The sequence below is a fragment of the Arenibacter lacus genome, assembly GCF_008711145.1.
Lineage (GTDB): Bacteria > Bacteroidota > Bacteroidia > Flavobacteriales > Flavobacteriaceae > Arenibacter > Arenibacter amylolyticus.
On sequence record NZ_VVIN01000014.1, the window covers coordinates 57,405 to 70,181 of the forward strand.

At 40.6% G+C, this 12,777-nt stretch carries 11 protein-coding genes; 4 read left to right on the forward strand and 7 right to left on the reverse strand.

Going from position 1 to position 12,777, the window contains the following annotated elements; translation table 11 throughout:
* Positions 1–3 precede the first annotated feature (3 nt).
* Positions 4–849 carry an aminotransferase class IV gene (locus tag F1E73_RS06605; RefSeq protein ID WP_150451479.1) on the forward strand — a complete coding sequence of 282 codons (846 nt, stop codon included), beginning with the start codon at positions 4–6 and terminating at the stop codon, positions 847–849.
* Between the two features lie 10 nt (positions 850–859).
* On the opposite strand, the gene F1E73_RS06610 is transcribed toward F1E73_RS06605, so the two are convergent.
* The 5 genes from F1E73_RS06610 to F1E73_RS06630 all read right to left on the reverse strand — a co-directional run bounded on the left by F1E73_RS06610 (position 860) and on the right by F1E73_RS06630 (position 5,373).
* Positions 860–1,420, reverse strand: a complete 561-nt coding sequence (locus F1E73_RS06610) for a YqgE/AlgH family protein (RefSeq protein ID WP_086478139.1) — start codon at positions 1,418–1,420, stop codon at positions 860–862.
* A 111-nt stretch (positions 1,421–1,531) separates the two neighbouring features.
* Positions 1,532–1,804 carry an HU family DNA-binding protein gene (locus tag F1E73_RS06615; RefSeq protein WP_086478140.1) on the reverse strand — a complete coding sequence of 91 codons (273 nt, stop codon included), beginning with the start codon at positions 1,802–1,804 and terminating at the stop codon, positions 1,532–1,534.
* Between the two features lie 178 nt (positions 1,805–1,982).
* A complete protein-coding gene (gene fmt / locus F1E73_RS06620) occupies positions 1,983–2,930 on the reverse strand; it encodes a methionyl-tRNA formyltransferase (RefSeq protein ID WP_086478141.1) in 948 nt (315 codons plus the stop codon).
* Positions 2,930–4,831, reverse strand: a complete 1,902-nt coding sequence (locus F1E73_RS06625; protein WP_086478142.1) for a RecQ family ATP-dependent DNA helicase — start codon at positions 4,829–4,831, stop codon at positions 2,930–2,932. The genes fmt and F1E73_RS06625 overlap by 1 nt, the downstream gene beginning before the upstream one ends.
* A complete protein-coding gene (locus tag F1E73_RS06630) occupies positions 4,831–5,373 on the reverse strand; it encodes an AAA family ATPase (RefSeq protein WP_086478151.1) in 543 nt (180 codons plus the stop codon). The genes F1E73_RS06625 and F1E73_RS06630 overlap by 1 nt, the downstream gene beginning before the upstream one ends.
* A gap of 118 nt (positions 5,374–5,491) precedes the next feature.
* Here F1E73_RS06630 and F1E73_RS06635 point away from each other — a divergent pair, with 118 nt between their 5' ends.
* The 3 genes from F1E73_RS06635 to murA all read left to right on the forward strand — a co-directional run bounded on the left by F1E73_RS06635 (position 5,492) and on the right by murA (position 7,837).
* Positions 5,492–5,779, forward strand: a complete 288-nt coding sequence (locus tag F1E73_RS06635; protein ID WP_086478143.1) for a DUF493 family protein — start codon at positions 5,492–5,494, stop codon at positions 5,777–5,779.
* Positions 5,780–5,871: 92 nt separating this feature from the next.
* Positions 5,872–6,525 (forward strand): DUF4290 domain-containing protein, encoded by a 654-nt coding sequence (locus tag F1E73_RS06640; protein ID WP_086478144.1) that lies wholly within the window; start codon positions 5,872–5,874, stop codon positions 6,523–6,525.
* Between the two features lie 4 nt (positions 6,526–6,529).
* Positions 6,530–7,837 carry a UDP-N-acetylglucosamine 1-carboxyvinyltransferase gene (murA, locus tag F1E73_RS06645; protein ID WP_150451480.1) on the forward strand — a complete coding sequence of 436 codons (1,308 nt, stop codon included), beginning with the start codon at positions 6,530–6,532 and terminating at the stop codon, positions 7,835–7,837.
* A gap of 107 nt (positions 7,838–7,944) precedes the next feature.
* On the opposite strand, the gene F1E73_RS06650 is transcribed toward murA, so the two are convergent.
* Both F1E73_RS06650 and F1E73_RS06655 read right to left on the reverse strand, forming a co-directional pair.
* Positions 7,945–9,441 (reverse strand): SusD/RagB family nutrient-binding outer membrane lipoprotein, encoded by a 1,497-nt coding sequence (locus F1E73_RS06650; RefSeq protein ID WP_150451481.1) that lies wholly within the window; start codon positions 9,439–9,441, stop codon positions 7,945–7,947.
* A gap of 12 nt (positions 9,442–9,453) precedes the next feature.
* The gene (locus F1E73_RS06655; RefSeq protein ID WP_150451482.1) at positions 9,454–12,483 is read right to left on the reverse strand and encodes a SusC/RagA family TonB-linked outer membrane protein; all 3,030 of its coding nucleotides are present in this window, start codon (positions 12,481–12,483) and stop codon (positions 9,454–9,456) included.
* Positions 12,484–12,777: the final 294 nt, after the last annotated feature.

Here is a 12,777-nt window from a genome sequence, read left to right on the forward strand (position 1 = left end):
TTTATGATCAATTTTAATGGAGATCTACTTTCCGACGATTCATTTTTTCTAAATCACGAAAATAGGGGACTTCGCTATGGCGACTCTCTTTTTGAGACCTTACGGGTGGTGAATGGCAAACTGTTCTTTTGGGAAGACCACTACCTAAGGCTTATGGCCTCTATGCGTATCCTGCGAATGGAAATCCCTATGAGCTTTACCATGGAGTATTTGGAAGAACAGATCATGGCTACCGTCACGGCAAATTCCTTGGAAAATGGCCCAGCGCGAGTGCGATTCACCGTTTTTAGAAATAATGGCGGACTCTATTTACCGGATACCAATGATATTTCCTTCCTAATGGAGGCCATAGCATTGGAAGCTCCCTTCTTTGTGCTTAACAAAGATGCCTATGAAGTGGAAATTTTTAAAGACTTTTATGTCAACCCAGATATGTTGTCTACCCTTAAGAGCAACAACAAGCTTATTAACGTGGTAGGAAGCGTTTTTGCGAAGGAAAACGGTTATCAGAACTGCCTCCTTGTAAACAATGAGAAGCGGGTAGTAGAGGCTCTTAATGGGAACCTCTTTTTGGTGAAGGGAAATCATATTAAAACTGCCCCCTTAAAAGACGGCTGTTTAAACGGAATTATCCGTAAAAAACTAATTGGAATCTTAGAAGCTTTGGAGCAATACGTATTCGAGGAAACCCATATTTCCCCTTTCGAGCTTCAAAAGGCAGATGAATTGTTTATCACCAACGCCATTGTTGGGATACAACCTATTAGTAAGTATCGGAAAAAGACGTATGATACCACTGTGGCACAAGACCTTGTTGGTAAATTAAACGCCGCAGCAAGACTTAACTAGGGTAGAAGCATTAATTTAAATTGGGGTTTTCGGGAGAATTGGACCAAATGAGGTAGTTGCCGCCTAACTCCAACATCTTTTCTCTCCAAAATGCATCAGCAGATTTCTGAATGATATTGCAATGGTAAATATTGTTGGCCACAATCCAAGATTTGGAGTGGAGCTCCTCTTCTAATTGTAGTGAAGACCAGCCAGAATAACCCAAAAAGAAACGGATGTCGTTTTCAGTGATAATGCGATTGTTAATCAGATCTATAATACAGCTGAAATCGCCACCCCAAAATATACCATCCGCAATTTCAATACTATTCTCTATCAAATCGGGTACCTTATGGATAAAATAAAGGTTGTCCTGCTCTACGGGGCCACCATTGTATACCGGAAAGGAAGCTTCTATTTCTGTGACTAGGTCGTTTATGTTGTGATTTAGGGGTTTGTTGAGAATAAATCCAACGGAACCTTCGCCATTATGTTCGGCAAGTAATACTATGGACCTGTGAAAGGAAACATCGCCGGAAAGTGTCGGTTCAGCGATAAGAAGTTTACCTTTTTTTGGTTTTTCCGCGATCATAACATAGGGTTCTATATTCCTAAAGTACTATATTTAACTAAATTTGGAAAGTTTTTCGCAAAAAAAAACACTTCCACACGGAAGTGTTTTATACGTATGCTGAAAAAATGATTAGTTAACAGACTGACTTAAATCAGATCCCGCTTTAAACTTAACAACATTTTTTGCTGCGATTTGAATTGTTTTTCCAGTAGATGGGTTTCTACCTTCCCTAGCATTTCTTTTGGAAACAGACCAAGATCCGAAACCTACTAAAGATACTCTATCTCCTTTTTTTAGAGAGCTTTCAACATTTCCTAAAAAAGATTCCAAAGCTTTCTTTGCTGCTGCTTTTGTAATGCCAGCATCAGCTGCCATTGCATCTATTAATTCTGTTTTGTTCATAATTTCGATTAATTAATTGTTATTATTTATATTTTAATACTCCAACAAAATTATACGGATTTGCCAGTAACGCAAGTAAAACATAGGGAAATCGCTAATTTTGTTGATAACTTCGGGACATTGTTAATAAAGTAGGAGGATTTTTACGGTTCTCGCTGGCGTCAATGTACATGGGGGTTTAGCGCAGATAAGCACTTTTTTCCAATTTTAATCCGTTTAAAACCTCCCGAATGGTCATTCTTCGTTTTCCTGGAAGTTGAATTTCTAGGAGTTTCATATAGCCTCCTTTAACCGCAACCTTTAGCTCATTTTTAGATGCCAAGAGGCTTCCAACTTCCATTTGGTGCGTAGCTTCCTCCTTGGCCGCTTTATAGATTTTGACCAAACTTTTATCTTCTCCATTATATAAGGTACTCCAAGCGGTGGGGTAGGGACTTAATCCTCTTATCTTATTATATACTTGTTCCATTGGCTGGTCCCAGTTTACTTCGCAGGTATCCCTATGAATTTTAGGAGCCTCTTTCAATTCGGTATCCTCGGACTGTTTTTTCGGGGTTATTTCTCCAGCCATAAGCTGCTCTACGGTTTTGATGACCAATTGGGCTCCTAGTATCATTAACCTATCGTGTAGCGTGCCGGCAGTGTCGTCCTCACTAATAGAGGTGCTTTCCCGTAACAATATTTCTCCAGTGTCTATTTTTTCGTCAATAAAGAAGGTAGTGGCACCCGTTTCCTTTTCCCCATTTATGATGGCCCAGTTAATGGGAGCCGCCCCACGGTAATCCGGGAGGAGGGAGGCGTGTAAATTAAAAGTGCCCATTGGGGGGATGGCCCAAACTAGTTTAGGCAACATTCTAAAGGCTACCACAATCTGCAACTGTGGCCTAAGGGATTTTAAGGACTCCAAAAACCCCTCATCTTTTAAATTGGTGGGCTGTAATAGATTTAGCCCGTTCTCTAAAGCGTATTGCTTTACAGCGGATTGGTTCAGTTTTCTTCCACGGCCGGCAGGTTTATCGGGAGCAGTGATAACCCCCACTACGGGGAAACCACCTTTGTGTAAGGCTTCCAAAGTGGCTACCGCAAAATCCGGGGTGCCCATAAATACGATTCTAGGTTTTTCCATTATTTGCTTATTTCGTATTGATTTGTTGAGTTAATACTTATACTGCCGTCTTCTAACAGCCCTTGTAAGGCCATTAAAACAGAGCTTTCTTTATACGTAAGTAGTCGGATCAACTCGCGGGATCCATACTTTTGTATTTGTAAATGTTTTAAAATCTCCTGTTGTACAATGGTAATGATGTCTTGGTCTATAGGCTTTTTTTGTAGACAAACATCACATTGCCCGCAGGGTGTAGGTTGTTTTTCCCCAAAGTAGGAGAGGAGTTGAGCGCTTCTACAGACCGTAGTGTTTTTTACGTAGGTCAATATTTGATCTACATTGGCGGTTTTCACAGCAATCATTTGTTTTATTTTCTGAGCAAACATATGTATGGTACGCTCATCTTCCCGAGGAACTAAAAAAGTAATTTCTAGATCGTTGTGCTGTGCGGAGTATTCTATTATTTCATCCTGCGCCAATCGCTCCAAAGTGCGGATTACCTCTTGTTCCGAGGTATTCACTTTTTTGGCAATCAATAAGGTGTTGATTTTAGTATCAAAGTCGAACACCCCCCCATAAGTACGTAGAATAGTCTGAATGATGGGGGCAGTTTTAGTATGCGTATCCAAATACTGGAATAGGTGTCCCTTAGATGCAATAAACCTAATGGTAGTTTTTTGTGAAAAAGCCTCTGAGAGGGAGATTACCGAATTCTGATCCAATATTCGCAGCCCATTATAGGTGAGGTTTCCTTTTAATTTATAGGTGTCGCAAAAGGCATTAAAGGGTAGGGGGTAGGTCTCACTGCTACCTTCCCCAAAAGGAATCTGGAAATAATTATTCAGTTTGTTATAAAGGAGTTTTATAAAAGCTACATCTGGCAGCGAGCCTAAAAACTGATTGCGCACCTGGGATTCATCCTTTTGATTTACAATCATTACGGCGCGTGCTGGTTGTCCATTGCGACCGGCCCTCCCGGCTTCCTGAAAATAATTTTCCATACTGTCTGGAATCTGGTAGTGGATAACCAGTCCCACATCTGGCTTGTCTATCCCCATACCAAAGGCATTGGTAGCTACCATTACCTTAACCTTATTGGATAGCCAGTTGTTTAATCGCTCTTCTTTATCCTTTTTATTGATTCCCCCATGGAAGAAAGTGGCCGATTGCCCTTGATTGATTAAATAATTGGTCAATGTTACCGTCATTCTTCTATTGCGGACATATACAATGACGCTGGTTCTGCATTCCCTGCACAGCTCCCTTAATCGATAATTCTTATCCTCGTCCCAAAACACATTGAAGGTAATATTGTTTCTTGCAAAGGAATCCTTTACCCTAAGTGGTTCCTTCAGTCCTAGGTTTTCACAAATATCCTGGACCACCATATCGGTTGCCGTGGCCGTTAGGGCAATTACCGGTGCCTGGGGTACTAGTTCCCTAAGCTCTGCACATTTTAAATAGGCAGGCCTAAAATCGTTTCCCCATTGTGAAATACAATGAGCCTCATCGATGGCGATAAGGTTTACGTTCATCTGTTGTATGCGATCGCGAACCAGGTCTTGCTGCAAGCGTTCTGGAGAGAGGTATAAAAACTTATAATTCCCGTACAGGCAATTGTCCAATAATTGATTTACCTCTTCAAAGGAGATTCCCCCAGTTAGGGCAATGGCTTTTATCCCCAAGGATTTTAAAGTTTCTACCTGGTTATTTATCAAGGCTACCAAAGGGGATACTACAATACATATCCCGTCCTTTGCCAGGGCTGGAACTTGATAACAAAGAGATTTACCTCCTCCGGTGGGGAGTAGGGCCATCACATCTTTCCCTTGCAGTACGGCATGGATAATTTCTTCCTGCGAATTTCTAAAATCCGGGAATCCCCAATACTGCTGTAAAATCTCTTTGGGATGCTGTTCCACTAAGTGTTTTTTAAGGCATTTAGGATAAAGGTAACTCTTCCTTCTACGGTTTCCTTGGGAACATCAATAATAGTGTATCCAAAATCCCTATAGGTTTTTTCTAAACAACTATGGATTTGCAGGGCTTCTTCATAACTTTCGTAACGCTCATTGTCCGAAGCGTGAATTTCTTGCCAAGGGGGCAATAAAAAGATATGATCGTATCGGAGGGTCTCAATGGGTTTCACAAATTGTGGACCGTACTCCTGACCAAAACAATCCATATAAGCAGTAACATCTGGAAGTCCGCGATCAAAGAAAATAAGAGGCTCGTCTACTTTTTGGGACGCGTGGAACTGGGCCATTCTGCCTTCCATAATACGTTCGCTAAAGAGCAGTGGGTCTGTTTTAAACAATTGCGGAATCCCCTCTTTCCTTGCTTCTAAGGTAACCTGACGCGAAATTTCTTCAAAGCAAAAGTAGCCCAGCGCTTCTATTTTATTTATGATAGAGGTCTTGCCGGTGCTGGGTCCGCCCGTAATAACAATTTTTTTAGAATTCAAATAACGAAATTTAGTGTTGTGCAATATGCTACGGAAATAGCCTTGCAAAGTAATGAAATACCATAAAGATTAAAAAATTGACAAGGATACTTTATATCTTTGCCAAAAAAATAAGGGCATGGAACCACAAAATTCGGAAGATTTCTACAAAAGATTAAAGGAACAATTGGCTACAGTAAGCAAGTGGCCCTCCAATTACCTCTATAAATTTATTGTACCTACCAATAGCGAGAAAATAAAACAGATAGAAACTATTTTCGATAATACCGGAGCGGTTATAGAATCTAAAACCTCAAAAACGGCCAAATACACCAGTCTATCTATCACTGTAAACTTGGATGGTCCAGATGCGGTGATCGAAAAATACAAGGCTGTAGGGAAGTTGGAAGGGGTAATATCGCTATAAAATAGTATATCTAGCATAATTTTAGTAATTTGCGAGCGTTATAAGAATACTTCCTTATCAACACATAAATCATTAGCAATAAACATTTCGATTTGAATTTAGTAGAAAACTTAGAATACAATACTGAGCGCTCTAAGCTCATTATTCCCGAGTATGGGCGTCATTTCCAAAAAATGGTGGACTATGCGGTTTCCATTGAGGACGATGAAGAGCGGGACAGGATAGCCAAGGCAATCATAAGTGTAATGGGGAATATACAGCCTCACTTGCGCGATGTGCCAGATTTTCATCACAAGTTATGGGATCAGCTATTTATTATGTCCGACTTTAAACTGAACGTAACTTCCCCATTTCCCATTACTTCCAAGGAAAGCTTGCAAAGGAGGCCAGATCCCTTGGGATACCCTCAAAATTTTCCAAAATACCGATTTTATGGGAACAACATTAAACGGATGATTGATGTTGCTGTAAAATGGGAAAAAGGTGATAAGCGCGATGGATTGGAATACGCCATTGCCAATCACATGAAAAAGTGCTACCTAAACTGGAATAAGGATACCGTAGACGACAAGATCATATTTAAGCATTTATATGAACTTAGTGACGGTCAAATAGATCTTGCCAAGGGAGGTGAGAACTTAACCGAAAGCGGACAGTTCTTAAAAAATAGGGTAGCCAAAACCTCCAGAACCTCTTCATCAAAAAAATCTCAAAGAAACCACTCTCGCGGTAAAAAGCGTCATTAATTTTATGGGAACATTTAAAATTGAAGGCGGGCACCAGTTGTCTGGTGAGATTACGCCTCAAGGGGCCAAGAACGAAGCGTTGCAAATACTTTGTGCCGTATTACTTACCCCGGAAAAAATTACGATTAGCAATATTCCAGATATTGTAGATGTCAATAAACTAATCGCCCTGTTGAAAGATTTGGGAGTTGAAGTCCATAAAATAGATAGGAGTACCTATTCATTTATGGCCAAGGACATCAATTTAGAATTCTTACAATCTGCCCAATTCAAAGAAGATGGACGGGGATTACGGGGATCCATCATGTTGGTAGGACCTTTGTTAGCCCGTTTCGGAAAAGGCTATGTGCCCAAACCCGGTGGGGATAAAATTGGAAGAAGACGATTGGATACCCATTTTGAAGGATTCATAAAGTTGGGTGCCAAATTTAGATACAATAAGGAGGAGCATTTTTACGGTGTAGAAGCAGACCGTTTGCAAGGAACCTATATGTTATTAGACGAGGCTTCGGTTACCGGAACCGCTAATATAGTTATGGCAGCTGTCCTTGCAGAGGGAAAGACCACTATCTATAATGCGGCCTGCGAACCTTATTTGCAGCAGCTTTGTAAGATGCTCAATAGAATGGGGGCCAAGATTACGGGTATAGGCTCTAATTTATTGGAAATTGAGGGGGTAACATCCCTTGGAGGTACGGAACACCGCATGCTTCCAGATATGATTGAGATAGGTAGCTGGATTGGGTTGGCAGCCATGACCAAAAGTGAGCTGACCATTAAAGATGTGAGCTGGGACGATCTAGGACAGATTCCTAGTGTTTTTAGGAAAATGGGAATACAGTTAGAGCGTAAGGGCGATGATATCTTTATCCCCGAACAAAAGGACGGCTACAAGATTCAGAATTATATAGATGGATCCATTCTAACCGTTTCGGACGCACCATGGCCGGGAATGACGCCAGACCTGCTAAGTATTATCCTAGTGATGGCGACCCAAGCCAAAGGGGAGGTGCTTATTCATCAGAAAATGTTTGAAAGCCGACTCTTCTTTGTAGATAAATTGATAGATATGGGGGCTAAGATTATTCTTTGCGATCCACATAGAGCAACCGTCATAGGGCACAACTTTAAGTCGAGCTTAAAGGCTACTACCATGGTGTCTCCGGATATTAGGGCAGGGGTTTCCCTGTTAATTGCAGCCCTGTCGGCCAAAGGAACGTCTACCATTCACAATATTGAACAAATAGACCGTGGCTATGAGAATATAGACACTAGGCTAAGGGCAATTGGGGCCAAGATCACAAGGATCTAAAAGATTTCCAGATTACCTAAAGCCAAAAGGTATTGATAAAAAAAACTCCCGTGAAGATAATTTACGGGAGTTTTTGTTAATGCTAGCAATTCTAGGTTGAAAGCAGTTTATTCAGCAGTATTCCACCATAAGGGAGTTGTTAACCGAACGTACGGGTTATTGTCGGGCATATTTTCATAGTTCCTATCTTCCTCATTGTATTCGTACATCATGGCTTGAATCCAGTCATCCTCATTAGGAAAGATATCTAGATTTACATTTTCGGGTCTTTCTAGACCATGATAAATAGCATCGCTATAGTCCATTCTACGCATATCTACCCAAGTTTCTGGATTTAATACGTTGGCGATATATTTCTGCACGAAGATGTGGGATAGTCCTAAATTTTCTTCTCCTACTTCCGTGTCCAACATCGTCATATAGTCCGATATTTGATCAGCAGGCACCATTAGCTTTTCAAGGTCGGCTCTCACTCCTTCCTTAAAATCTGCATAGGCACCGGCCTTGTCACCTTTTCTAAATTTGGCTTCGGCAGAAATAAATTTTACCTCACTGTAAGTAATCATATAGGTGGGGGAGCTTGCGCTGGTATAGAATCCACCATTTCCTAGGGAATAATCATCTGGAGATTCTCCTGCAAGACCACGACCAATAACCACCCCTTGGTAGCCACCATTAACGGCTTCAGGAACTATTATTTCTAGTCTAGGATCTTGGGTGGGTATGGTTAGATTAAGCGGATTCTTTAATAACTTCACAAAGAAATCTGAAAAGAAGTCCATCCTAGAGGAACCATATCCATTGGCGCTAAAGGGCTGGTTGTCATTTTCTGCTTCCCCGCCTCCATAATTTTTCTGTGCGTTTAACTCATTGGAATCTATGGCATTATTGCAAGCTTCTATGATAGCATCAGGATTATAAGCCATTTCACCAGAGGTTTTCTTGCTCAAATGGTTTAAATATCTGGCTTTAAGGGAATAGGCAAATTTTTTCCAGTTTTCCTGGTTTCCATTATAGAGTACATCGCCGCCTTCTTGGTTAAGACCTATGGCGCTTTCCTCGTCCAAATGTAGTATTGCCTCATCCAACAGTTGTAGAATGGTTTTGTAGGCCTCCTCCTGGGTGACAAATTTTGGCGTAATGTTCATAGAGCTTTTCCCGTCGTAGGTATCCCCAATCACAATATCACCATATTGGTCCGTGGTCATTCCCAAGATGTAAGCCCTCAAAATTTTCCCTACGGCCACAAAGTTGGGGGAATCATACGCCTCTCCCAAAACAATAAGGTCTGCGGTATTAGGCAAGGCATACACATAGGCATTTTGCCATAAGAAGTACCTTCCTGTGGTTAGGAAGGAACTCCATGTTTCGGAATAGTAATCGGCAACATTTTGTGAGCCGTATTGCACGATTCCCAAAACTTCTCGCATGCCCCTGTATTGTGCAGTCCCTGTTGTATTTTCAATAGCGCCCTGTATGCGATACTGGGGTGCTAAGGACGTGGTGGTAGGGGCAGTCTCCGAACCATTCACATCAAAATAGTCGTCGGAACACGAGGTACTTGCAAGAAGTACCGATATCCATAAATATTTAAATATTTTCATCTTATATGTTTTTTAGAAAGTAAATTTTAATCCTATATCGAATCCTCTGGTACTTGGGGTTCCCAAGTTATCTATATACATAGATCCAGCTCCGGAAATTCCTGCGCCAAAAGTATTTATTTCAGGATCTACTCCGCTGTAATTGGAAATGGTAAAGAGATTTCTTGCCGTAGCGTATAATTCCATAGAGCCTATAGCTATTTTATCTAACATATCCTTCGGAAATTGATAGGAAAGCGTAACATACCTCAATCGGGCAAAGGAGCCATCCTCAACGAAATTTTCAGAATTGGTAGAATAGTAATCTTGAAAATATTTCTGGTTTTTTACAACGGAAACATTATTTGGACTTCCATCTACTGTAACCCCGTTTAAAGTGGTACTTTCCCCTCTATCCAAGGTATTAGTACTAAGTCCATAATAAACCAGGGCAGATTCGGTTGCATTGTAAATATCCTGGCCTTGAACAATGTCTAGTAAAAAAGACATACTTAGGTTTTTGTAAGCAATTCGGTTGGTAATTCCTAAAGACCAGTCTGGCAACCTATTTACGTCTGTAAAGGTCTCATCAGAAAGCACAGGGAAACCATTGGAGTTAATAACAACTTCGCCATTGTCATTTTTTAGAGGACGCTTTCCTCTTAATCCAAATAACGAACCATCCAAAATAGCGGCCCCAGCTGCTGAGTTCCTAAAGGTCCATGAGTCCGATAAGTATACTTCATTTAAAAATCCAGGGAGTTCCAAGACTTTGCTTTTATTCATACCAAAATTAAAATCCATTCCCCAGGAAATTCCATTACTCTTCTCCAATATTCTAGCGGAAAGTAGGGCTTCAATTCCTTTGTTCTCAATGGCTCCCCCATTTAGGGTGGCATAGAATGTACCTGTAGTGGGAGGTACACGGATATCCCTTAGAATCTGATTATCCGATTTGTTTCTATAATAACTCAAATCTAGACTAAGCCTGTTTTTAAGAAATCTCATATCGGCACCTACCTCATAACTGTTTGTAAATTCTGGTTCCAGATTTGGATTACCCACATTCACTCCATTCCATGTATAAGCAGAACTGGCCAGACCATTGATATTAGTCCCTAGGGAGCTCTCCAATGCGCCTATTGGAGCATCTTTACCTACTCTTGCCCAGGTGGCCCTAAATTTTAAATAGTTTAAGCCCTCGTCTGTTTTAATGTCCTTTATTAAATCTGTAAGTATGGCCGAGGTTCCTAAAGACGGATAGAAAAAGGATCTTTTGTTTTTTGGTAGGGTAGAGGACCAGTCATTTCTTCCGGTTGCAGTGAGGAACAAGGCGTCTTTCCAGGCCAATTGGAGCTCTCCAAAAACACCCACGATTCGCTTTCTAGTGATTACCTCATTAATTTGCTGGTTTTCGATAAGGATGTTTCCAATACTATAGATCCCTGGGGCTTGAAAGCCACGTCCGCTGCTATAGGTTGTCCTGATATCCAGTTCTTCTACAGAGTTACCAGCCATAGCATCAATGGTGAAATCTTGGGACACCTCTTTATTGTATCGTAATATTAAATTGGATGTTAGGCCGCTATGATCTTTTTCAAATTGACTTATACTTCCTTTGTTCAGATTTTCGATTAAGGAACCGTCGCCAATAATTTTCTTATTGTATTCGCTGTAATTATCAATACCTAGTTTGTAGGATAGATTAAAATCCTCTAAAAACTTATAGTTTAGACTGATTACTCCAAGCAGTCGTTTAACCTGATCCGTGTTTGGACTATTGTTAATACTCCAATACGGATTATCGAATTGTTGATCTAGGAAAAACGTTTTTTGAGATCCATCCGGGTTGCTGTAATCCTTAGCGTTCACATTGGAAGGGTATGCAAGTAGGCTTCTAAAGCTTCCTCCTGTGGCATTTCCCTGTCTTGTGCTTGCTATTTTTGTATCTATATAATTCCCGGATACCCCTAGGGTTAAATTTTTTCTGATATTGGAGTTTAAATTCACCTTAAAGGAGGTTTTATCATAGCTGGTACTCGGGATAACTCCTTCTTGGGAAAGGTCACCAATAGAAAAATACATATTGCCTTTTTCGTTCCCAGAGGAGTAGCTAACATTATGGTTTTGAGTAACCGCTGTCTGGTATATACCTTCAATATTGTTAAACAATGGAGTGCCCTGTGCTATTTTATCACCCCAAGAAAACTCGGATTCGGTATCGTAGGTAAAAGAGCTGTCCGTTCCTACCTGTCTCCCCTGTCCGTATATTTTTTGGGTTTCTGGGGTACCTAATACCTTATCCACGGAAAGGGATCCGGAATACGAAACTTTGCTTACGCCGGCTTTCCCTTTTTTAGTGGTAATAATTACAGCACCTTCTGATGCCTGAATTCCGTATAAGGCAGCAGCAGTGGGTCCTTTTAATACAGAGATGCTCTCTATATCTTCTGGGTTAATATCCGATGCTCTGTTGGTGCTAGCCACAATTAAACTGGAACTCGTAGAGTTATCTATTGGAATTCCGTCTACCACAAATAGGGGTTGGTTATTCCCCGTAATAGAAGTCCCTCCACGAATAAGGATAACAGAAGAAGCTCCTGGGGCACCTCCAGAATTTACCACCGTAACTCCAGATACTTTCCCTTGTAATCCATTTACCATATTATTTTGGTTTCCTTGCAGTAACTGCTCGGCGTTAATGGATTGTACGGCGTTGGTTAGGGATCTCTTTTTGCTTTCATTTCCAAAAGCCGTAACCACCACTTCATCTAAACTAGTGGCATCCTCTTTCATTGTCACATTCAAGGTAAATTGGGACCCTAGGCGGATGGTTTGTGAAAGCATGCCTAGATAAGAGAATAATAAGTTTTCACCTTCTTTTGCGTTAATGGCATAATTACCATCAAAATCTGTTGTGGTACCCGTAGTGGTTCCTACCACCAATACGGTTACTCCTGGTAAGGGCACACCGGATTCATCGGTGACCTTGCCCTGAATGCGTTGCCCAAAGCCAATGCTTGAGGATAGCATAACCAATGCAAGAATTAAATTTAATTTCATAATAGGTTTAGTTAATTTATTTATAAACCTACAAGTATATTAAAATTTGATCAGACTATTTACTTACAATCAAAAAGAAATTTTTCTTAAATAGTTTGCGAACCTTCCTTATATTTCTGTAAATCAATATCTTATAGTCTTTTGATGACAGATGAAGGAAATGGGAGGAATTTAGGCTTTTAGATTAACTACTTGATTTATAGGGTTAAGGGATTTTTTATAGTAGTAAGTACAAAGTAGTTAGTATTGAGTATTGAGATTGGTTCAGTAGCCAGTAAACGGTAAACAGTAGTC